General features: G+C 43.6%; 21 protein-coding genes. 15 read left to right on the forward strand and 6 right to left on the reverse strand.

What is annotated here, in order from left to right; genetic code table 11:
• Window positions 1–3: 3 nt before the first annotated feature.
• From ASUC_RS06960 to ASUC_RS06995, 8 genes are all read left to right on the forward strand, one after another.
• A complete protein-coding gene (locus ASUC_RS06960) occupies window positions 4–972 on the forward strand; it encodes a polysaccharide pyruvyl transferase family protein (protein WP_012073068.1) in 969 nt (322 codons plus the stop codon).
• Window positions 962–2,158: a lipopolysaccharide biosynthesis protein gene (locus ASUC_RS06965; protein WP_012073069.1), complete on the forward strand. Its 1,197-nt coding sequence runs from the start codon at window positions 962–964 to the stop codon at window positions 2,156–2,158. The genes ASUC_RS06960 and ASUC_RS06965 overlap by 11 nt, the downstream gene beginning before the upstream one ends.
• 1 nt (window position 2,159) lies before the next feature.
• Window positions 2,160–2,933 (forward strand): glycosyltransferase family 25 protein, encoded by a 774-nt coding sequence (locus tag ASUC_RS06970; protein WP_012073070.1) that lies wholly within the window; start codon window positions 2,160–2,162, stop codon window positions 2,931–2,933.
• Window positions 2,933–4,120: a hypothetical protein gene (locus tag ASUC_RS06975; RefSeq protein WP_012073071.1), complete on the forward strand. Its 1,188-nt coding sequence runs from the start codon at window positions 2,933–2,935 to the stop codon at window positions 4,118–4,120. The genes ASUC_RS06970 and ASUC_RS06975 overlap by 1 nt, the downstream gene beginning before the upstream one ends.
• Window positions 4,120–5,001, forward strand: coding sequence for a glycosyltransferase family 2 protein (locus tag ASUC_RS06980; RefSeq protein ID WP_012073072.1), 882 nt, complete (start codon window positions 4,120–4,122; stop codon window positions 4,999–5,001). Before ASUC_RS06975 ends, ASUC_RS06980 begins: the two co-directional genes overlap by 1 nt.
• Before the next feature lie 2 nt (window positions 5,002–5,003).
• Window positions 5,004–5,813, forward strand: a complete 810-nt coding sequence (locus ASUC_RS06985; RefSeq protein WP_012073073.1) for a glycosyltransferase family 2 protein — start codon at window positions 5,004–5,006, stop codon at window positions 5,811–5,813.
• A gap of 2 nt (window positions 5,814–5,815) precedes the next feature.
• On the forward strand, window positions 5,816–6,946 hold the full coding sequence (locus ASUC_RS06990; RefSeq protein WP_012073074.1) for a lytic murein transglycosylase: 1,131 nt from the start codon (window positions 5,816–5,818) through the stop codon (window positions 6,944–6,946).
• Window positions 6,947–7,029: 83 nt separating this feature from the next.
• On the forward strand, window positions 7,030–7,812 hold the full coding sequence (locus ASUC_RS06995) for a transporter substrate-binding domain-containing protein (protein ID WP_012073075.1): 783 nt from the start codon (window positions 7,030–7,032) through the stop codon (window positions 7,810–7,812).
• A 151-nt stretch (window positions 7,813–7,963) separates the two neighbouring features.
• Here the strand turns inward: ASUC_RS06995 and ASUC_RS07000 are convergent, their stop codons facing one another.
• Together ASUC_RS07000 and prmB are read right to left on the reverse strand one after the other, a co-directional pair.
• A complete protein-coding gene (locus tag ASUC_RS07000; protein WP_012073076.1) occupies window positions 7,964–8,803 on the reverse strand; it encodes an NAD(P)H-hydrate dehydratase in 840 nt (279 codons plus the stop codon).
• Between the two features lie 71 nt (window positions 8,804–8,874).
• The gene (gene prmB / locus ASUC_RS07005; RefSeq protein WP_012073077.1) at window positions 8,875–9,819 is read right to left on the reverse strand and encodes a 50S ribosomal protein L3 N(5)-glutamine methyltransferase; all 945 of its coding nucleotides are present in this window, start codon (window positions 9,817–9,819) and stop codon (window positions 8,875–8,877) included.
• A 77-nt stretch (window positions 9,820–9,896) separates the two neighbouring features.
• On the opposite strand from prmB, the gene smrB reads away from it, so the two are divergent.
• Window positions 9,897–10,403: an endonuclease SmrB gene (smrB, locus tag ASUC_RS07010; RefSeq protein ID WP_012073078.1), complete on the forward strand. Its 507-nt coding sequence runs from the start codon at window positions 9,897–9,899 to the stop codon at window positions 10,401–10,403.
• Here the strand turns inward: smrB and ASUC_RS07015 are convergent.
• Entirely contained in the window at window positions 10,400–11,335 is a 936-nt protein-coding gene (locus ASUC_RS07015) for a Kdo(2)-lipid IV(A) acyltransferase (protein WP_012073079.1), read from the reverse strand. The two genes, smrB and ASUC_RS07015, sit on opposite strands and share 4 nt — an antisense overlap.
• A gap of 180 nt (window positions 11,336–11,515) precedes the next feature.
• Between ASUC_RS07015 and hldE the strand changes: the two genes are divergently transcribed.
• Window positions 11,516–12,946: a bifunctional D-glycero-beta-D-manno-heptose-7-phosphate kinase/D-glycero-beta-D-manno-heptose 1-phosphate adenylyltransferase HldE gene (hldE, locus tag ASUC_RS07020; protein ID WP_012073080.1), complete on the forward strand. Its 1,431-nt coding sequence runs from the start codon at window positions 11,516–11,518 to the stop codon at window positions 12,944–12,946.
• Between the two features lie 95 nt (window positions 12,947–13,041).
• On the opposite strand, the gene tdeA is transcribed toward hldE, so the two are convergent.
• The 3 genes from tdeA to ASUC_RS07035 form a co-directional block, all read right to left on the reverse strand.
• Window positions 13,042–14,415 (reverse strand): toxin/drug exporter TdeA, encoded by a 1,374-nt coding sequence (tdeA, locus tag ASUC_RS07025; protein ID WP_012073081.1) that lies wholly within the window; start codon window positions 14,413–14,415, stop codon window positions 13,042–13,044.
• Between the two features lie 134 nt (window positions 14,416–14,549).
• Window positions 14,550–16,481, reverse strand: a complete 1,932-nt coding sequence (locus ASUC_RS07030; protein ID WP_012073082.1) for a MacB family efflux pump subunit — start codon at window positions 16,479–16,481, stop codon at window positions 14,550–14,552.
• A 26-nt stretch (window positions 16,482–16,507) separates the two neighbouring features.
• On the reverse strand, window positions 16,508–17,692 hold the full coding sequence (locus tag ASUC_RS07035) for an efflux RND transporter periplasmic adaptor subunit (protein WP_012073083.1): 1,185 nt from the start codon (window positions 17,690–17,692) through the stop codon (window positions 16,508–16,510).
• A gap of 243 nt (window positions 17,693–17,935) precedes the next feature.
• Here ASUC_RS07035 and ASUC_RS07040 point away from each other — a divergent pair, with 243 nt between their 5' ends.
• From ASUC_RS07040 to malQ, 5 genes are all read left to right on the forward strand, one after another.
• Window positions 17,936–18,601 (forward strand): N-acetylmuramoyl-L-alanine amidase, encoded by a 666-nt coding sequence (locus ASUC_RS07040; protein WP_012073084.1) that lies wholly within the window; start codon window positions 17,936–17,938, stop codon window positions 18,599–18,601.
• 74 nt (window positions 18,602–18,675) lie between these two features.
• Window positions 18,676–20,355 (forward strand): glutamine--tRNA ligase, encoded by a 1,680-nt coding sequence (gene glnS / locus ASUC_RS07045; RefSeq protein WP_012073085.1) that lies wholly within the window; start codon window positions 18,676–18,678, stop codon window positions 20,353–20,355.
• Window position 20,356: 1 nt separating this feature from the next.
• Window positions 20,357–20,503: a hypothetical protein gene (locus ASUC_RS11295; RefSeq protein WP_012073086.1), complete on the forward strand. Its 147-nt coding sequence runs from the start codon at window positions 20,357–20,359 to the stop codon at window positions 20,501–20,503.
• 105 nt (window positions 20,504–20,608) lie between these two features.
• Window positions 20,609–21,061, forward strand: a complete 453-nt coding sequence (locus ASUC_RS07050) for a YcgN family cysteine cluster protein (RefSeq protein WP_012073087.1) — start codon at window positions 20,609–20,611, stop codon at window positions 21,059–21,061.
• A 64-nt stretch (window positions 21,062–21,125) separates the two neighbouring features.
• Window positions 21,126–23,219, forward strand: coding sequence for a 4-alpha-glucanotransferase (malQ, locus tag ASUC_RS07055; RefSeq protein WP_012073088.1), 2,094 nt, complete (start codon window positions 21,126–21,128; stop codon window positions 23,217–23,219).
• The last annotated feature ends 5 nt before the right edge of the window (window positions 23,220–23,224 follow it).

A 23,224-nucleotide genomic window follows, 5' to 3' on the forward strand; every position in this document is an offset into this window, starting at 1 on the left:
TTTATGAATCCGATTCTTGTTGAATTAAAGCAAAAATTACAGAAAATTGAAGAACTTATCATTGATAAAAATGATGTAGTTTACTTTGATTATCCGCTTCATCTGAATGTGGGGGATTTGCTGATTTACGCCGGTACCGAGCAGTTTTTCCGCGATTACCGAATTAATGTTACCTTAAGACGTTCGTTACAGGCCTTTGATATCCAGGAAGCGAAAAAGTATATTCGTCCGAATACGACGATTTTATGCCACGGCGGTGGCAATTTCGGGGATCTTTATCCTTTAATCCAAAAAATGCGTGAAGAGATTGTGACGGAATTTCCGCACAATCGTGTGATTTTATTGCCTCAGACCGCGCATTTTTCTTGTCGGCAGGAAATGCAAAAGTCTTCCGCACTGTTTTCTCGCCATCAGGATTTACACTTGTTTGCGCGCGACAACAAAACGTTTGAATTATTCGGCGAATATTTTTCTGATAAGGCTTATTTATCGCCGGATATGGCGCATCAGCTGTATGGGTCGCTGCCGAATAAATCTTTATCGATACATCCGCACCGGACACTTTATTTTTTACGCAAAGATATTGAAAAAAGCCATATTGAATCGGAAATTCAGGCGACATTGCCGAATTTGGATGACGTAAAAGATTGGGAAGATATTTTGTTGCCGGGCGATCTGAAATTTGAACTGTGGTGCAGTCGTTTTTCCAAATTAGCGAATCGCTTTAATCTGACATTTGTGAAAAATAACATTAATCGGCTTTGGTATCGACACGCATTAAACGTGATTACACGCTGCCAGGATATTTTCCTGAGCTACGATGAAGTGATTACCAGTCGTTTGCACGGGCATATTTTTTCTTGCCTGTTGGGATTGCCGAATCGGGTTTGTGATAATTCTTACGGGAAAAATACCGGTTATTACAACCAATGGACGAAAAATATCGAGTACGCTCAACTCTATGAAAAGTAACCGTCATTTTATTACGCTGATTGGTGTGACAATTCTGAGTATGGGGCTCACAATGGTGAGCTCTTTTGTGTTGGCGCACATGCTGTCCGTGGACGATCGCGGTCTGTATCAACTATTTATGACCACAATTTCTTATGTCGTCACTATCGCGACGGGCGGGTCGGGATTTGCTTTAGCATTATCCATGCGCAACAAACGTTATCTTAACTGGCGTCGGTACTTTACGGCATTTATCGCCGCAGCCGTTATGGTAGCGTTAATTACGACGGCATTGTTCGATTTCATCCGATTTGAATTTTTATTCGTATGTAATGTAATTTTAACTGCCATTCTAACTATTACTTTAGAGAAAAGTAAGATTGATCCGCGACTCAAAATTTACCGTATACTGACCTTACAGCAGCCCGTATTGCTGGTAGCGGTTTATGGGGTAACTTATCTATTGTTAGGCGAACAACCGTTGAAGACCGCCATTGAACTCTTGACTTTATTCAGTTTTATTCAGGCGGCGGCTTGTCTTTTTTATCTTTTTCGGATCGAAAAATCTTTTCTTAAAACAGAAAATCTGTCGGAAATTGACCGCACTTTTTTCTTGAAAACTTGGTTTAAACAGAATTTATATCAGATTTTCGGCGCCACGACGTCCAGTATCGATAAATATTTAATCGCCCTTTGGCTCGGGCATTATTATTTGGGATTGTATACCGTCTGTCTTGCTTTTGACGCATTACTGACCAAATTTATTAATATGTTGACGGATTATTATTATTCCGGGTTATTGAACAATTTAAACCGAATTAAATCCGTGCTGGCGGTGATTGCTTTAATAAGTGCAGGGGCTGTTATTTTAACGCCGTTACTGGCAGAACCTATTATACGGTTTTTCTTCAGTGCGAAATATGTAGCAGTAGCACCGATATTAATTTGGTTTATTCTGAATTCAATTATTGCGGGCCTGTCTTGGTTGTTGTCGCAAAATATGCTTATTCAAGGAAAACAAGTGCTTTTGTTTACCCGACAAATTATTTCTCTCGCCGTATTCGTCGGTTTATTTTATGCCTTAAAAGATTATCAACTTTATGGCGTGGCCTATGCTTTCATCGGCGGCAGTTTGACCAGATTGGTCATTTCAATTGCGTATTATTTTAAATACCCGGTTAAGCCGATAATGTTGGAAAATAAATAATATGAAAAAATACTTAATTTCTCTTGAAAAGGATGTGCAACGCCGGAAACTGTTTTTTTCTCAGCCCGACACATCCGATTTTGAGGTTTTTAATGCGATTAACACGATGGAATTGTCGCAGGCGGAATTAGAAAAAAACTTTGATTTCGCCGCATTTAAAAAAGCTTATCGCCGTGATGTAACGAAAGGTGAGATCGGTTGTACCTTAAGTCATTTGAACGTGTATAAAAAAGTGACGGAAGATGAAACGATCGAAGAAGAGGACTACGTGTTAATCTGTGAAGACGATGCACTTTTCGCCGAAAAATTTAACGAAAATCTGACCGCACTTTTACGGCAAAATCTGACCGCCGATATTATTTTGGCGGGGCAATCCAAAATCCCAAGTTTTGACGACAAAGAATTAGCCGTCAATTATCCGACCACCTTCAAGTGTTTACAAAAATCCGTAGGCGGCACTCCATATCGTTATGCTTATCCGTATCAAAATTATTTCGCCGGTACGGTTGCCTATCTGATTAAGAAATCCGCCTGTCGCCGTTTTGGACAGGAAGTCGAACGATTACATTTAGCTCATTGGTTGGCGGACGATTTTATTTTATTCGGCAAATCATTCGGTTTGGATATTTTGGTGGTGCGCCCGCTAATGGCGATTGAAAACCCGAATTTAACCAGTAATCTGGAAGCGTTACGCGGTTCGTTAAATAATAATATGGTGAAAAAACTGATAAAATTTCCGTTGAAAAAATTATTGGCGATTAAGAGAAATCTGTGATGTCTGCATTGATTAATTTATTTTATCTTTATGACCCCTGGCTTTTTCATGTGTTGCGCATGAGTCTGTTCATCGGTTTTTTATCTTTGTTGTGGCTAGGCTATAAATGGTACAGAAAAGAGATTAAGCGAATTCTTATTCCCGTAGATAGCCTGTTAGTGTGCACGGCGTTGATCGGCATATCGGTGGTTCCGATTTTAATTAACGGCACTTCGGAATTCGGTGTGATCAGCATGTATATAAAATCGCTGGTGATTTTTATTTTCGGGATTGTGATTTATAACCTATTTTATTGTCATCAAAGCGGTAAGCGGCAATTTATTCGTGATGTCAATGTGGGGATCGGCGTGCAGTCCGCTTTAGGTGCTCTGGCTTTGGCGGGAATTCCGTTATTTGTCACTATTGCGCTGGGTACGAATTCGGATATGGGCGGTCAGTTGTCGCGTTTTATCGGTTCGGAACAGGAATATCGTTTGTATAATTTCACCTCTTCCGCCTTTTTTCCGCTCAGCGCTTTTTATCTGATGCTGTTGCATTTTTTATTAGCATACGGCGAAAAAAAAGAAAATTTGAATACCGTTTATCTGTTTTTAATTTTAGCGATCGGGTTGATTTCGGGCAGAACCTTTTTCATCTTTTCCGTAGTCAGTCTGGCGATTTATTTTAGATTGCGTTATATCCCCGCAATCGCGGCATTTGCTGTCGTCGTGCTGTTTTTGGCTTATCGGTATCCGGCCCATCCTTATGTGGCGCATGCTTTGGAGCCTCTGATTAATTTGATTTACGGCGGAGCCGAAGCAAGTATCAGTTCGTCTACGGACACTTTAATCGATAAACATTTGTTTACGCCTGAAATTAAACAACTGATTATGGGGGACGGTAGATATTATGTGGTCGGACGGACTTCGCGCAGTTATTACGGCGGTTCCGATTCGGGCTTTATCCGCCAGGCATTGTATGGCGGTGTAGGCTATATTTTGGCGTGTTTTTTATTTACCGCTTATTTTGTGAAACGAGTTGCCGATAATTGGTTTAACGGAAGCTGGAAATTTATTTTATCCGCTTTATTGCTGTTAAGCGTATTAAATATTAAAGCGGATACTTATGCTTACCCGGGTATCATGATGACGTTTTTAATGTTTGTTTCTTTATTCGGCGATAAAGGCAGAATTATAGAGAGAAGCTGATGTTTAGTATTATTGTGCCGTCTTATAACCGAAATTCGGAAGTGAACGCCTTATTGGCGAGTTTGGAAAATCAGACGGTAAAAAATTTTGAAGTGATCGTGGTGGACGACTGTTCGCCAAACGCGATAAAAATTGACCGCACTTTTACTTTTCCGGTGAAGTTAGTCCGTAATGAATGCAATGCCGGTCCGGCAAAAAGCCGTAATGTAGGGGCGGAGCACGCACAACACGACTGGCTGCTATTTCTGGATGACGACGATCGGTTTGATGATCGGAAATGCGAAATTTTAGCCGAACGTATCGCTGAAAATCCAATGGCGAACTTTGTTTATCATCCGGCAAAATGCGAAATGGTTAATGAAGGTTTCAGTTATGTTACTAAACCGTTTCCTCCCCATGCGTTAACTTTGGAAAATATGCTGTTAGCCAATAAAATCGGCGGAATGCCGATGATGGGTATCAAGAAAACGTTGTTTTTCCAGTTAGGCGGATTATCCACGAACTTGAAATCTTTGGAAGATTATGATTTTGTGCTGAAATTAGTATCTTGCGCCGATTTAAATGCGTTGTATGTAGATGAACCGTTGAGTTTATGCGCGTTTCATACCAAACGTTCCAGTGTATCCACCAATACGGAAAATACGGAAAACGCCATTGAAGCCATCCGTCGCCAATATGTGAAAACGCCGCAACAGTCGCATAATTTTAAGCTGAATTCATTGTATATGCTGGCATACCCGAACGCGATGAATTTATCCCGCAAGGCGGCAGGTTATTATTTTGCTATGTTCAAACTAAGTTACAGCTTAAAACATCTCATTATTGCCGCCGTGACATTTATTTCGCCGAAACTGGCGATCAACCTAAAAAGATTTGTATAAAGATGAAATTTTCTGTTTTGATGTCCTTATACATTAAGGAAAAACCCGAATATTTACGTGCCAGCTTGCAAAGCCTGGCGGATCAAACTCTGCAGGCTGACGAGGTTGTCTTGGTATTAGACGGTCCGATTACGCCCGAATTGGAACGCATACTAAACGAATTTCAAGCGAAATTACCGTTAAGAACCGTGCCGTTAACACAGAATGTTGGTCTAGGTAAAGCGTTAAACGAAGGTATTAAAGCGGCGCGTAACGAATGGTTGTTCCGCATGGATACGGACGATATTTGCAAGCCTGAACGTTTCGCCAGACAAGCGGCATATATCGAACAGCATCCCGATGTCGTGATGTTTAGTACGCAAATAGCCGAGTTCGATGAAGATCCTAACGTTATCATCGCGGAACGTCATGTACCGACGGAATATGCCGATATTGTAAAATTCAACCGAATGCGTTCACCGTTCAATCATATGACGGTTGCTTATAAAAAATCCTTACTGGAAGAAGTAGGCGGTTATCAGCATCATATGTTTCTGGAAGATTACAATTTATGGAATCGCATTATCGCTACCGGACATAAAGTGGGGAATCTGCCTGAGGTGCTGTTATTGGCACGTACGGCGGGTAATGCCATGTTCAGCCGCCGTCGCGGTTGGGTTTACGCTAAAAGCGAATGGAAATTATATCGTTTGAAGCGAAAGCTAAAAATTCAAGGTGCCGTCAGTGGTTTTATGACATTCCTTGCCCGAACTTTACCGCGTCTAATGCCGGTTTCCGTTATCAAAGTGTTATATAAATTAATGAGAAAATAAACATGAAAACATTGTTAAAACTGACCGCACTTTCAACCGGTCTGCTTCTTGCTAGTTGCTCTTCCGAATCGTCACACTCCAAAACCGTCAATACGCCGAATACTCCCCGTATCATTCAGGCGGATTTATCGCCGTTAAGCATTGACGCAACCTATAATGCGCCGCGTACGCTTGATAATTTTAACGATTATGTGATTTTCCTAAAGCGAAAAGCGGCGGGGCAGGGGGTGTCAAAAACAATTTTGAACCAACAGAACTATATTCGTTATATTGATACCGCCGTGCGTTTAGATCAAAAACAGGCGGGACTGGCGGAACGCCGTAAAAATCAGCCGCCTTTGCCGCCAAATCCGAACGGTGTAACCAACTATATTGCAAAGCATTTAACCCAAGCCAAAGTGGATAAAGCGGAAGAAAATTATTGGGATGTCCGTGCCCCGTTACAAAAAGCCAGTCGCCAATACGATGTACCGCAGGAATATTTATTGGCATTATGGGGCATGGAAAGCAGCTTCGGTTATTACCAGGGCGATTATGATGTGCTTTCCGTATTAGCAACTTTAGCCTTTGACGGACGCCGTGAAAACCTGTTCGGTAAAGAATTTATCAATGCGCTGAAAATGCTGGAGGCCGGTCATCTGAATCGTGCGCAAATGCTGGGATCTTGGGCCGGTGCCATGGGGCAAACCCAATTTATGCCGAGTTCATACTTAAATTATGCCGCAGACGGCGACGGAGACGGTATAAAAGATATTTGGACCAATGAATATGATGTGTTTGCCTCTATTGCTAATTATCTCCACAGTGTGGGATGGGACAGCGATTTGCCGTGGGGCGTTGAAGTTACCTTAACTCAACCGTTGAATTTATCCCTTGCCGGTACGGAAAAAGACAAAGCCCGTTCATTAAGTCAATGGCAAAGTATGGGCGTGAATATCAAAGGATTCCATGCGACGCGCGCCAATGCGTTAGCTTCGACGGATTTATGGTTGATACGCCCGGATAAAGAAGTCGGCCGAGCCTTCTTAGTGACGAATAATTTTCGTACGATTTTAGACTGGAACCGTTCCAGTTACTATGCTTTGAGCGTCGGTATGTTCGCCGATCGTATTAAAGCGGCAACAGGCTTGTAATTTAATTCGGAGTTCAGGTATTATGCTTGAGCTCTTTTTATTTTTATCAAACGATATTCAACACAACCCATAAGGATGCCATTATGAAAAAATCCGTTTTAACCGCTTTTTTGACCGCACTTGTCGCGGGTTCTGCGCAAGCGGAAAGTTCTGCGCCGGATACCTTAAATAAAATCCTTGAACGTAAGGAAATTAAAGTGTGTTCACCGGGGGATTACAAACCGTTTAGTTTTGACAATAACGGTAAATTTGAGGGGATTGATAACGATCTGATTGACAAATTGGCAGAAAGTTTAGATGCGAAAGTGACTATTGTGAAAACCACCTGGAAGACCTTAATGGACGATTTTACCGCGGGAAAATGCGACATCGGTGTCGGTGGGATTTCTATTACTTTGGCGCGTCAGCAAAAGGCGCTGTTCTCCGAACCGTATTTTACCAACGGCAAAACGCCGTTAGTTCGTTGTGAAGACGTGGATAAATATCAAACCGTAGAACAGATTAATCGCCCGGAAGTAAAAATAGTGGCGAATCCGGGCGGCAGCAACGAAAATTATGCGCGTACGGTGTTGACTAAAGCCAATTTAACCATGAATCCTGAAAATCTGACGATTTTCCAACAAATTATTGATAAAAAAGCCGATGTATTTGTGACGGAAGCGGCGGAAGCTATTGTGAAATCTTATGAACACAAAGGCGTATTATGCGGAGTGAATCCGGATAAACCGCTGAAACCGGCGCAAAACGGTTGGATTATACCGAACGGCGATTTCCGTTTTAAAGAATACGTAGATCAATTCTTTCACTTGGAACGCCAATCCGGCGAATTAGATACGATTATCAATAAATGGCTGCCGCGTGACTAATTCGCATATAGATTAATCGAGTTCGGTTGATTATAAAAATCCTCGGCTTAAAACCGAGGATTTTTTCATGGTTCATTTACTGTAAATATGTTTTTATACACGCTGAAATCTGTTAAAAAAGTACCGCACTTTTACCTTTGGGTAAGGGGAGTTATTCTTTCGGTGCGATCATTTTTTTCATTTCCGTTTGAATATGGGAAATCACGTCGGTCGGTAATACCACATGGCGGTTTTGTGCCAGATTTTGAGCAATATAACTGTGCAGATAAACGGCACTGCAAACGGCCTGTTGATAATAAAGCGGAAATTGGGCGATGAACCCCGCTATCATTCCCGCCAGAGTATCTCCCATACCGCCGGTTGCCATGGCCGGCGTGCCGACATCAATACGGCGGGGCTCGGTTCCGGTAAGATAAAGTTCGGTGCCATGTTTTTTCAGGATAAGATCAAGCCCCAGCCTTTTGGCCGTAGTTTGATTATTGTTTTCCGTTTGTTGTGCCAGTGCCAGTCCGGATAAGCGTTCCCATTCTTTTTGGTGCGGGGTCGCCAACACTTTTATAGTATCAGGAAATTGAGGATTTCGGGCAAACAGGGTGATAGCATCTCCGTCTAAAATTAATTTCTGGTGAGTGTCGATATTCGTTAAAACGGTTTGCAGCAAACCGGACGACATCGCATCCAGACCCAATCCGCAGCCAATTAGAATAACATCCGCTTGTTTGATTTTACTGATCAGTAAATCGCTATTTTGCCAATCCAGTACCATCGCTTCAGGCAGCCGACTGTGCAGTGCCGGATGATTGACTTTATCCGTCGCTACGGTGGTAAGTCCGGTACCGGAACAAACCGCCGCCTGCGCCGCCATCATAATTGCGCCGCCCATGTTACAGTTACCGCCGATTAACAGTAAACGTCCGTAATCGCCTTTATGCGACAAGAGCCGGCGCGGCGGCAGGCGGTGGGATAATTCATTTAATGTCAGCGTTTTCATTATTTTTTTCCCGTTCTTAGAGGATTGTTGAACGATTTTCAATAAATTACCAAAAACACTATTTAACTCCGTTAGCTAAAGTAATCGCGATATTCGATTAATTGGGCTTTGGTTAAACTGAACACGCCGACCCCGCCATTGGTTAATTCCACCCAGTTAAAGGGGACTTCCGGATATTGTTCTGTCAGATGAACCATACTGTTTCCCACTTCACAAACCAAAATGCCGTCATCGGATAAATAGTCGGCGGCCTGCGCCAAAATTCGCTTGGTAATATCCAAGCCGTCCGCACCGGAACCTAAGGCTAATTCGGGTTCGTGACGGAATTCTTGCGGCATATCGCTCAAATCTTCCAAATCCACATAAGGCGGGTTGGTGACAATCAAATCATATTGATCCTGCGGCAGATTTTCAAATAAATCCGATTGTAACGGGAATACGCGGTGGAGCATGTTATGACGTTCGATATTGATTTCCGCTACGTTTAACGCATCGAAAGACAAATCCACCGCATCCACTTCAGCTTGCGGGAAAACATGGGCGCAAGCAATAGCAATACAGCCGCTGCCCGTGCATAAATCCAGAATACGTTTCGGTGTGTGTGATAACAACCCGTTAAAATTTGATTGAATTAAAGCGCTGATAGGCGAACGCGGAATAATGACCCGCTCATCCACATAAAACTCCAACCCGCAGAACCATGCGCTGTTGACTAAATAAGCCACCGGAATGCGTTTAGCCAATCGCTCGGCAACCAAACCTACAATCAGTTGTTTTTCCGAAGGCGTTAAATTGGTATCAAACAATTCGTTGGGTAAATCCATCGGTAAATTCAAACCGGCAAGAACCAGTTGCAAGCTTTCATCCCATGCGTTGTCTTGGCCGTGTCCGTAATAAATATCGGATCGGTTAAAATTGCTGTACGTCCAACGCAAATAATCTTTTAACGTATGCAGATTGTTCGGCACGTCATCCGCTTCAATCAAATCCAGTAAGTCTTGGTTAAATGTTTCCATAGGTTGTCACTTGGTCAGTAAAATTTAAAGGGATTATATGCTAAAATCCGTTTCAAATTCCACCGACGAGGAAAAGAATGTTAAAGGAAGAGGATATCGCCCTGTTCAGAGAAAATATTCAGGGCACTAAAAAAATCAAACAGGACACTTTTGTGGCGCCGCGGAAAATCAATACCAATAAGAAATCCGAAACACGGGAAATCCGGGAAAAGCAGGATACGCTTTTTTATTTTTCTGACGAATACGAGCCGTTGTTAGACGAAGAAAGTGCGGTCAAATATTTGCGAGAAAATGAAGACAGTTATTTATTGAAACAATTACGTCGCGGTGATTTTTCGCCGGAACTGTTTTTGGATTTACACGGTTTAACGCGAGAACAGGCAAAACAGGAACTTGCAGCTTTACTACAGGCATGTGCGGACGAGCATGTTTATTGTGCAAGCATTATGACGGGATACGGTACCTTTACGCTGAAAAAACAAATTCCGCGCTGGCTGGTGCAACATCCTCGCGTTCGCGCGTTGCACCAAGCTCCGAAAGAATGGGGCGGCGATGCGGCTATTTTAATTTTAGTGGACGTTTAATCATAATAGCTCGGTGCGGTTTCATCGGGTCGCGTTTTGAAACGGCGGTGAAGCCACATATATTGTTCGACGCCTTTCATAATTTCTTTTTCTACCACTTGATTCATTCTGACCGCCACCGCATACGGTTCAGTTAAATCCGAAAAATCTACGGCAGGAGAAATACTTACGGTATAACCGGAACCGTCCGCATTTCGCAACGGAGCAAAAGGAACCACTTTGGCATTAGGTACCGCATGCAGTAAAAAATAGGACCCGCTGGTGGTTGCGGCGTCTTGCACGGCAAAAAACGGTACGAAAACCGAATTTTTGCGACCGTAATCATGATCCGGTGCATACCAAATCGTTTCGCCGTGTTTCAGGGCTTTAACCATGCGACGCAAGTCTTTGCGATCCACCATATCTTTATTGGAACGCAACCGTCCCCTAACCTGCAACCAGTTAAACAGCGGATTATCGTTAGGACGGTAGATGCCGATACCCTGATGATGAATACCTACGATGCGCGCACCTAACTCCAAAGTTAAAAAATGGACGCCAACGAATAAAATACCGTTGTTACCTTGATTTTTAAGATGTTCCAAACCTTCTATTTTTGACCATTTCCGGATACGCCGATCCGACCAAAACCATGCCATGCCGGTTTCGATAATCGCCATACCGACAGAATTCAGATTCTGTCGCAAGATCTGTTCCCGTTGTTGCAGGGGCATATTGGGAAACGCCAGTTCAAGGTTACGTCGCGCAATTTTTGCCCGGCGTTTTCCCACTTTCAGTTTTGCAAATAACCGACCGAGCCCTAATCCGATTTTACGCAAAACAGGATAAGGCAGGCAGAGAATCAGCCAAAACAACCCTACGGCAAGCCAGAATCCCCAATGTTTAGGGTGTAGATAGGATTTTTCGAACTGTGGCAGATGTTTTTTCGGCATAACAAATTAAATTTCAGCTAATAATGATTGCCCGTAAATTTATGGAAAATCCGAGTTGTCATTCAAATTGGAAGAAAGTGCGGTTAGTTTAACGTAAATTTTACTAAATTTTAAGCCAAAGCGTTCTTGCCTGTGTTAAAATCGCGCGTAAATTTTTGAAAAACAAAGAAGGATTCGAAAATGGCGCAGTATTCAGCACAATTTCCGCACGCAAAAGTTTTGGTGTTGGGCGATGTCATGCTTGACCGCTACTGGTTTGGGGCGACCAACCGAATTTCACCGGAAGCGCCGGTGCCGGTAGTGCGTGTGAAAAAACACGAAGAACGGGCGGGGGGAGCCGCTAATGTTGCAATGAATATCGCTTCATTAAATGTACCGGTACGGTTGCTTGGTTTAACCGGAGATGATGAAGCGGGTAATGCGCTCACCGGCTTGCTGGAAAAGCAAAAAATCTGCTGTGATTTTGTGAAGTTAAGTTCCCATCCCACTATTACCAAACTGCGTATTTTATCTCGCCATCAACAGCTGTTACGTCTTGATTTTGAAGAGAATTTTAATAATGTACATAGTGATAATCTGCTTACCAAGCTGGAAAGTGCGGTCAAAAATGTCGGTGCTTTGATTTTATCGGATTACGGTAAAGGCACGCTGAACGATGTACAACACATGATTCGGATAGCCCGTCAGGCGAAGGTTCCCGTATTGATCGACCCGAAAGGAACGGATTTCGAGCGTTACCGCGGCGCGACCTTGTTAACGCCGAATATGTCGGAATTCGAAGCGGTAGCGGGCGTATGCCAATCTGATGAAGACATCGTGGAAAAAGGTTTAAAAATGATAGCCGATTATGATTTAACGGCGCTGTTAATCACTCGTTCGGAAAAAGGCATGACCTTGTTGCGCCCGAATCAGCCTGCTTTTCATTTGCCGACGGAAGCGAAAGAAGTCTATGATGTAACGGGTGCGGGCGACACGGTGATTTCTGTGTTGGCAACGGCATTGGCGGATGGGCGAACCGTTGAAGAAGCCTGCTATTTGGCGAATGTCGCCGCCGGTATCGTGGTGGGTAAATTAGGAACGTCCGCAGTTTCTACCGTTGAATTGGAAAATGCGATTCACGGGCGCACGGTCAGCGGTTTCGGTATTATGACGGAAAACGAACTGAAAAACGCGGTCAAATTGGCGAAAGAGCGTGGTGAGAAAATCGTGATGACCAACGGTTGCTTCGATATTTTGCATCCGGGACATGTCTCTTACTTAGAAAACGCCCGTAAATTGGGCGATCGCCTGATCGTTGCGGTGAACACCGATGAATCGGTGAAACGTTTGAAAGGCGAAACCCGTCCGATCAACGATTTGGCAAGCCGTATGGCGGTGTTAGCGGGACTATCTTCCGTGGATTGGTTGGTTGCCTTTGACGAAGATACGCCGCAGCGTTTAATCGGTGAAATTCTGCCGGATTTATTAGTGAAAGGCGGTGATTATAAACCGGAGGAAATCGCCGGTTCCAAAGAAGTTTGGGCTAATGGCGGCGATGTCTCGGTACTGAATTTTGAGAACGGTTGTTCAACCAGTAACGTCATCAAAAAAATTCGGGATTTGAAAGACTAAAGGTGATGAAGAACCGACATTAAATGTTCGGTTTTCCAACAAATACTGAAAAAGGCAAGATAAAAATCTTGCCTTTTGCTTTTGTCGTATTCTTTTTAGAATTTCGGCGAATAGTAACCGCCCATCGAGCTGTAAATAGCGTTTTCATTTTGAATAACGCTGTATTTCGCGTTCAGAATAGAAACCTGCGAAGTTTTTTCCGTATTCGCCGCATTCAACCATTCACGTAATTCGGATACGCCCGCGTTGTAACGGTTTTGATAATATTGCGTAATACGTTTATCGTAATCATATTTTCGCTGCAAATTGGAGAAATTCTGCACTGCTTGGTTGTAGGCAAAATAATTGGTATCCACTTCGTTTAATGCGGTGGTGATGCCTTGTTCGTAGTTTACGCGCGCAGTCTCATAAGCGGCTTCCGAAATTTTGACGTTCCATTTTACGTGATTCCAATCGAGGAACGGCAAACTGATTCCCAAGGTTCCCGCAGCGGTCGGATTTTCAAAGGCATTACTGACTTTGTTATTGCTCGAAGACATGGAACCGCCGAGAGAAATAGTCGGGAACCAGGCTTTTTGCATCGCTTTGGCGTCTTTAAACGCACTGCTCAATCGGAACAGATTTCCTCTTACGTCAGGACGGTTGGCAATAGTAGAAACAGGAACGTTTAAATTCACCGGTGTTGTTTTTACATTCAGGATATGCGGGAAATTGATATTTAACGGTGCGTCCGGTTTCAAATTTAACAAATTACGTAATGTTTGTTCCGCCGTTTTACGTTGAGTTTGATAGCTAATCAAATTATTACGCGCCGTTAAAACGGATTGTTGCGCCTGATCCGTACTGGCGCGATCTTCTACACCCTGATTCAGTCTGTTTTGCATAATGCTGTTAATACGGCTGTAGTAATCAATACTGTCGTTTGTAGCGGAGATCGCGTCGTTCAGATAAGCGATTTGGTAGTAAGTTACCACTACAGCATTAATAAGGGACAAACGGGTAGCCTCCAAGTCCTGTTGGGTCGCTTTGTAGTTCCATTCGCCCGCATCTGCCGCATTTGCTAAACGGCGCCATAAATCTAATGTATAGCTCACATTTAAGGAACCGCCGTGACTGATAGTCGAATTTGCGCCGGTATCTGTACGACGGGAAGCGGAAGACGAGGTGGAACCGCTAAAACTCGGTACTAAATCCGCACCTAATAAATTTGCCTGATAAAGCGCGGAATTGACAGAAATCGCCGCTTTCGCCAAGTCTTTATTGTTTAATAACGCCTGTTCTACCACGCGGTTTAATTGAGCGTCGTTGTAAAGCGACCACCAGTTTTCTTTAATGTTGTATTGATTGGTAATGTCTTCGTATTGTTTGTAATCGTCTTGGCTCGCTTGGTAACTGTCGCTGATGTTTGCGCAGCCGGCCAACGACATTGAAAGAATAACGCCGAAAGCAATTTTATTCAGTTTTAGCATGGATATTTCCTTATAAGAGTGGGAAAGTGCGGTCAAAATTTCGTTAATTTTTAACCGCACTTCAGATAATCTATTCATTAATGAACGTTCGTTCAGTTTGTGGCGTATTGTAACAGAATTTTTTCATTTTGCTACTATTCGCGCGCTAAAGCCGTAATCGGATCCAGTTGCGCCGCTTTTTTCGCCGGCATATAACCGAAGATGACGCCGATTAAAGTGGAGAACAACACCGCCGCCACAATGGAAAAAGTGGAAAAAGACATGGTGAAATCCGTCATAAAGACATTAAACAATCCGCCGATAATCAGCGAAAGTAAAATACCGGATATTCCCCCGATCATACAAATTAATATGGCTTCAATTAAAAACTGCTGCAAAATATTACTTTTGCGTGCGCCGATCGCCATGCGTACGCCTATTTCCTTAGTACGTTCCGTCACGGACACCAACATGATATTCATCACTCCGATACCGCCTACGATAAGGGAAATAAAAGCAATGGACGAAATCAGTAATTTCATGGTACCGGTAGTACTCTCAATCGTTTGTTTAATAGTGTCGCTGTTCATAATGAAAAAGTCTTTTTTACCGTGACGGACGGTCAGGTAGTCGGTGAGACTTTTTTCGGCGACGGTAGTATTAACGTTATCAGCAATTTTTACCGTGATAGAACCGATTTTAGTTCCCCCTGTCACTTTATTCATAACAGTTGTATAAGGAGCGTAAATACTTAAAGAACTACTTGCCGCACCCATTTGACGATCTGTCACAACACCGATAATCCGAAAAGGACGTTTGGCAAACATAACGGTTTTGCCCAAGGGATCTTCGTCTGGGAAAATAGATTTTTTCGAACTTTCGTCCAGCAAAGCGACTTGCGCATTTTCACTGACTTCCTGCTGAGTAATGGAACGGCCCATTACCAGCCTCATACCTTCCACATCGAAATACTGTTCGCCGATCCCGCGCAAATTAGTCGATGTAAAAGACTGGTTTCCGTAAATCAGTAAACCACTGGAAGAGCTGTTTGGCGTAACGCTTTGTACGTAGCTTTGCTTAGCCAGTGCATTGGCGTCGTTTACCGTTAAATTCTGCATTTGATCCGCACGGCGGTCACCAAAACCCGTGCCGTTAAAAATAGTCATGGTATTGGTGCCTAATCCGTTGATATTAGAAAGAATTTTTTGCTGAGAACCGTTCCCTAACGCCACCACGGAAACTACTGAAGTTATCCCGATAATAATGCCCAACATGGTCAGCAGAGAACGCATTTTGTGAGCAACAATGGCACTGACCGACATCCGGAAAGCTTCAATCAGTTGATCTTTACTGAAACCGAACCGGGATTTGGAAACTCGGACATTTTTGACCGCACTTTTTACCGATGATTTCCGGTTATCGCCGATAATTTCACCGTCTTTGATTTCGATCACGCGGTTGGCGCTTGCCGCAATATTACGATCGTGAGTTACCATAATAATCGTGTGACCTTCATCATGCAGCTGACGCAGAATCTGTATGACATTTTCGCCGCTGGCGGAATCCAATGCACCGGTAGGCTCGTCCGCAAGAATAATTTCACCGCCGTTCATTAAAGCGCGGGCGATACTGACCCGTTGCTGCTGGCCGCCGGAAAGCTGACTCGGTTTATTTTGTTCTTTACCGTCCAAACCGAGCTTTTCCAATAATTCTTCCGCATGAGCCAAGCGTTCCGCTTGGGATTTGCCGGCGTAAATTGCCGGTAAAGCAACATTTTCCTGCGCAGTGAGAGCGGAGAGCAGGTTATACCGCTGAAAAATAAATCCGAATTTCTGACTGCGCAAATCGGAAAGCTGATCTGAAGAAAGTTCTACGGTTTCTTTACCGTCTATTTTATAAGAACCGCTGGTTGCCGTATCCAAACAGCCGATGATGTTCATCAGCGTGGATTTCCCCGAACCGGATTGTCCGATAATCGCAACAAAATCGCCTTTCTCAATATCCAGAGATATATTCTTCAGAATATGAACACGGTTTTCGCCTTCACCGAAATAGCGATTCAGGCCTTTTATTTCGATAATATTCATAAAATTTTCACCGCACTTTAGATTACTTAGAACATACGCGGACCGCGCCCCATGGTGCCGACTTTTTCACCGGCGGCTACTTGCGACACGATTACTTTTTCACCTTCGTTTAAGCCGGATTTAATTTCCGTTTGAAAGTCATTTTGTACGCCGATTACGACTTCCCGTTCTTCCGCCAGATTTTTATCGTTCAAAATATTTACGAAATATTTATCGTTGCGTTTTTGTAATGCCATATTGGAAACGGTTAACACATCCTGTGCATTAGCAATTTTTATGGTATTTTCCGTGGTCATACCGATGCGTAAAATATGATCCGTATTGTCGACTTCCATATTGGCATAATAATAAATCGCCGATGTAGTGGAGGAGGAAGAAGAACTGCTTGAAGCGCTGCTCGTCGAACTGGCGTCGGTGGTGGTTGTGGTCGCCGGATCCACACTTTTTATAATAGCGTGATATTTGGTGGTACTGTCTGATAGAATAGTAAACTCCACTTCTTGACCCGCTTTCACTTTGGTGATGTCGCCTTCGGAAATTTCCGGCTTGATCAGCATTTTTTCCAGGTTCGCTACGGTAACGATAGTCGGTGTCGTTTGGTTCGCATTCACGGTTTGTCCTTCGGAGATGGGGGTCGAAATTACCGTACCGTCGATTGGCGAGGTAATTTTAGTGTAGCCCACGTTGGTTTCCGCCGTATTTACTTCGATTTCCGCTTGTTTAATGGATTCTTTCAACGCGTCAATTTCCGCTTTAGCCGCATCTAACGCATTCTTTGCGTTGTTGACATTATCCAGCGAGGTAGACTGTAATTTGTACAATTTAGATAAACGGTTATAACTGGATTGTGCTACCGTGTAAGCGGTTTGTTTGGCTTTTAGCTGTGCCTGATAGCTGGCTAATGCGGCTTTTGCCCGATCTAAATTATTTACTTGAGTCGTGGAATCGATGTCGGCGATCATATCGCCTTTTTTCACTTCTTGACCTAATTTAACATATAGCTTGGTAATTTTACCGGAAACCTGCGCACCCACGTCCACCTCGTTCGAGCTTTCAATTGAACCGGATGCGACAACGGATTTTTCTACATTGCCTCGACGTACTTCTTCGGTAAGAAAAGTCGGACCTTTTTCGCCTCCGGACATAAAAAAGTACGCACCGCCTGCGATAACGGCAGCTAAAATTGCAATAGCTAAGGTTTTTTTCTTCATGATTATTCCCACTATATCCATAAAACTCGGGCAGAGTATAAAATCAAAAACTTAAGAGATTCTTAAATATGATCGGTTAAATCGCTTTTATGACCATTATTCTGAACGATTGTTCGTAGAATGTGAAAGTGCGGCGGATTCCAACGCGAAATTCTAACATAGATTTGCTTAAGGAATGTGCGATATTTTTTGATTTCAGCGCGCTTTCTCAGCATAATAATCCGGCGTTCGAGGGAAACATCCATGAAAAAATTACTAATATTGTTAACGGCTTTGTATACATCGAGTGCGGTCGGTTTTTCCGTCGTTTTGGATACGGGGCATACCGAGACCGATTACGGTGCCGTCAGTCCGTTCAATAAAACGGAATTCAGTTATAATAAGGCTATGGTGGAAACGCTACAACGTCACATTTCAGCGCAAAACCGGGATGTCAAACTTGTACCCAATACCCAGCCGGATTTAACCTTGCAGCAGCGTACGCTTTATAGCGGTGAAACGGACTTGTTCGTTTCGATTCATCATGACTCGTTTCCGGCGGAATTGAATGCACAGCGTGAAATATTGTCCGGTTTTTCAGTTTTTGTGTCACAAAAGAATGTGAATTACCCGCAAAGTTTGGATTGTGCTAAGAAAGTGGCGGCGCAATTAATCCGGGCGGGCGAACACCGTTCCCGTTATCATGAATCAGATATCGAAGGGGAGCGGAAAATTTTACTGGATGAACGAGGCGTATACCGTTACGACGATTTAGCGGTGTTAAAAAATGCCCGTTCGCCGGCCATTCTGATTGAAATCGGCGTGATTGCCAATCCGCGGGAAGCGAAACGGTTGGAACAAACGGCGGTTCAAGAGAAAATTGCAAAAGCGACAACTTTGGGAATTACAGACTGTATGAAAACGCGTTAAAAACTGACCGCACTTTAAATCTCGTCGTAAAACCTGTAGAATACGACAAAGTTTTCAATACATATAAAAGACCTATGGCAACAGCAAATATCGAACTACAAAGCGCAGCGGAACACGAGGCGCATCCAACTAATTTTATCCGCCAAATTATTGATGAAGATCTTGCCACCGGTAAGCATCACAACGTTTATACTCGTTTTCCGCCGGAACCGAACGGCTATTTGCATATCGGTCATGCGAAATCGATTTGTCTGAACTTTGGTATCGCGCAGGATTACCACGGCAAATGTAACCTGCGTTTTGACGACACCAATCCGGTTAAAGAAGATGTGGAATATGTGGATTCCATCAAACAAGACGTGGAATGGCTAGGTTTTAACTGGGAAGGCGAACCGCGTTATGCCTCGGATTATTTTGATCAGCTTTACGGTTATGCGGTCGAGTTAATCGAAAAAGGCTTGGCGTACGTGGACGAACTTTCGCCCGAAGAAATGCGCGAATATCGCGGAACCCTAACCGAAGCGGGTAAAAACAGTCCTTATAGAGAACGCAGCGTAGCAGAAAATCTGGCATTGTTCGAAAAAATGCGTAACGGAGAATTTGCGGAAGGAAAAGCCTGTTTACGGGCTAAAATCGACATGGCGTCGCCGTTTATGGTAATGCGTGATCCGGTAATTTACCGCGTAAAATTCGCCAGTCACCATCAAACCGGTGATAAATGGTGTATTTATCCGATGTATGATTTTACGCACTGTATTTCGGATGCCATCGAGCGGATTACCCATTCTCTTTGCACATTGGAATTTCAGGATAACCGACGCTTGTACGATTGGGTGTTGGAGCATATTTCTATCGAGCGTCCGTTGCCGCACCAATACGAATTTTCACGTCTGAATTTGGAAGGTACATTAACTTCTAAACGTAAGTTATTGAAATTGGTGGAAGAAGGTGCGGTAGACGGTTGGGACGACCCGCGTATGCCGACCATTTCCGGTTTACGTCGCCGCGGTTATACGCCGGCTTCATTACGCGAATTTTGCCGCCGTATCGGGGTGACCAAGCAGGACAATGTAGTGGAATTCAGTGCGTTGGAAAGCTGCATTCGCGATGATTTAAATATCAACGCGCCACGCGCAATGGCGGTGATTAATCCGTTAAAAGTTATAATCGAAAATTTTGAAACGCCGGAAACGCTGACGATGCCGAATCATCCGAATCGTGAAGAAATGGGCACGCGTCAAGTTCAGTTGACAAAAGAACTTTATATCGATCAGGCGGATTTCCGCGAAGAAGCGAATAAGCAGTACAAACGTTTGGTGTTAGGGAAAGAAGTCCGTCTGCGTAATGCGTATATCATTAAAGCGGAACGGGTGGAAAAAGATGCGGAAGGCAATATCGTTTGTGTGTATTGCAGTTACGATCCGGAAACTCTCGGCAAAAATCCGTCGGACGGGCGTAAAGTGAAAGGCGTGATTCAATGGGTTTCCGCAACGGACTGTTTGCCGGCGGAATTCCGTCAGTATTCCCGTTTATTCACCATGCCGAATCCGGGCTCGGAAGAAGACATTATTGCCGCGATTAATCCGCAATCATTAGTAGTGAGACAAGGTTTTGTCGAGAGAAGTGTTGCGAACGCTCTATCTGAAAAAGCTTACCAGTTCGAGCGGGAAGGATATTATTGCGCGGACAGCAAAGACAGTCGTCCGGATCATTTAGTCTTTAATCTGACCGTGAGTTTAAAAGAGGGGTTTTAACATGAAAAAAATTATTTTACTGGTGGTAACGTCCGCATTTATTGTCGCGTGCTCACAACCGAAGGATATTTATATTAATGGTTCGGAAGGCTCTCATTCCGGCTTAAAATACAATAAAACCGATAAGTCGTTCGACTTAAATCGTTAATCGAAATAATAGCTGAAGTGCGGTCGGAAAATGTCCTGTTTTTTGACCGCACTTTGCTTTGTACAAGAAGTGATTTGATTCTCAATACCGATTATGTAGTAAAATATGAATTTAGAACCTGAATTCTGGAAACACAAATCCCTAAAGGAAATGAACGACGCCGAATGGGAAGCCTTGTGCGACGGCTGTGGAAAATGTTGTTACCGTAAATTTATTGAAGGTCGTGGAAAACGGGAAAAGCTGTATTATACGCGAATTGCCTGTAACTTGTTGGAGCTGGATACGGGAAAATGCGGTGATTATGCCAATCGTTTTAAAATCGAGCGGGATTGTACCAAACTCACCAAAAAGAATCTGCCGGATTTCGGTTGGCTACCGGCAACCTGCGCCTATCGTTTGCTTTATGAAGGTAAACCCTTATTCTATTGGCATCCGTTAATATCCAATGATGAACGATCAGTAAAACGGGCGGGTATTTTAATTGAAAACGGTATTCACGAAAAAGACGTGATTGACTGGTTTGAATTTGTGATTGATGAAGATCACAAAACCGCCTAAAAAATATTGTATTTATCGGTTGCTTGGTTAAAATGTAATTAGTTCGTTTTTACAGGGCAACGCTATGATGATTTCTCAACAGCAAAAAGATCTGGCGGAACAAGCGGGAATTGCAATTTCCCATTATTCCATTGATGGGGATTTGGTTTACGCTTCTCCTGAAACGATTAATTATTTCACCGCACTTTTACAACCGAGCGTGAAATCTTCACCAGCGCAAATGAACGATGTTTGGGTGGCTGTTGAAAATACGGCGTTTAGTGTAGATTTGACCCGCTTCTTTCCGACTCTTCCTGCGGAATTAACCTGTCAGCTTTTCAACGAACAGCGTCGCAAGATACGGGAAGACGGGGTTGCCCGGGGTTCAACAACAATTCTTATTCCTGCATTGGCCGCCGGTTATTACCGACTTCATCTGATTACGTCAGATCAATCCATACGAATCCGTTTATTGGTTTCTCCTGCCCAAGTTTATCAACCGACCTGTTTACAAAATGGTAAGGTCTGGGGAATTTCCGTTCAGCTTTACAGTTTGCGTTCCGAACGAAACTGGGGAATAGGCGATTTTGCCGATTTGCAGTATCTGATTGAAAGAGCGGTTAAATTCGGCGCAGATTTTATAGGTATTAGTCCGTTACACCAACTTTATACGGCGGTACCGGATTGGGCAAGTCCTTACAGTGCGGCATCCCGTCGTTGGTTGAATACCTTATATATTGCCGTAGATACGTTGCCTGAATTCAAATCCAGCCGTTCCGTTCAAAAGTGGTATCATGATCATGCGGAGCAGATCTCCGTTTTGCGGCAGCTGGATACCGTCGAATATGAAACAGTTTCTGCGTTAAAAATGACCGCACTTGAACAGCTTTTTTCGTTTTCAAGACGCAGTAAATCCAAATCTATCGTTGCTCGTCGACGACAGTTTTTAGCTTTTGTAAAAGCGAAAGGTAAAGGGTTACGGAATCAGGCGCTTTTTCAGGTATTGGATAATATTGAACAACAGGGGTTGCCTGAGGACGAAAACCGAATAGGTTGGTTGGGTTGGCGGAAGGAATGGCAACGTCTCACCCCGAAATGCCGTCGAGAATTACTGACGAAATATGCCGATCGCGTAGAGTTTTTCATGTGGTTGCAATGGTTGGCTGAGATTCAGTTGGCGGAAGTACAGGAATTTGGCCGTCAAAAAGGTATGGCGTTGGGCATTTACGGCGATTTAGCGGTGCAAAGTTCCCGTGGTAGCGCGGATGTTTGGGCGCATCCTGATCTATACTGTGTGAATGCTTCTATTGGCGCTCCGCCGGATCCGCTCGGTCCTGTGGGGCAGAATTGGAATCTGCCGCCTTATAATCCGAACGAATTAATTGCCGAAGGATTTGAACCGTTTATTGAATTACTGCGGGCTAATATGAAACATTTCGGCGTGCTGCGTATTGATCATATTATGGGGTTATTCCGTTTGTGGTTAATTCCGCAGGATAAAAAAGCGTCGGACGGTTGTTATGTGTATTATCCGTTTGAGGCATTCATGGCAATTTTAGCGATTGAAAGCCGGCGTAATCAATGTCTGATCGTAGGAGAAGATCTCGGTATCGTTTCCGACGAAGTGCGGTCGAAATTAACAGAGTTTTCCGTTTTTTCTTATTTCGTATTGTATTTCGCCCGTCAGGGCAAATTCTTCCCGCATACCGACGATTTCCCCCGTAATGCTTTTGCCACAATCGGTACTCATGATTTGGCCTCGTTAAGTGCGTTCTGGCATTGTCGGGATCTGGATATTTTCCGTGATTTACAGGTTTTAACGGACGATGAGCTGCAACAAAAATATGACCTGCGTGTGGAAGACAAACAGGCTCTATTGGATACTTTGCACCGTGACGGTTATTTACCGCCGGATTATGAGGGAGACGCATTAAGCATGGCAATGCATGATCACTTAAGTGAGGTGATTCATCAATATCTGGCGAAAGGGCAAAGCCGTTTAATCGGGGTTCAGTTAGAAAATTTAATTGGACAGGAAATTTCCTTTAATTTACCGGGAACTTCGAAAGAATATCCGAATTGGCGTAAAAAGCTTGCCGTCCCCCTGGAACAGATTTTCAGTGATAATAGGATTCAATCGTTACTTTCCGTCATTCATCATGACAGACATTCAAAATAGAGAGC

The sequence above is a fragment of the Actinobacillus succinogenes 130Z genome (genome assembly GCF_000017245.1).
Lineage (GTDB): Bacteria > Pseudomonadota > Gammaproteobacteria > Enterobacterales > Pasteurellaceae > Exercitatus > Exercitatus succinogenes.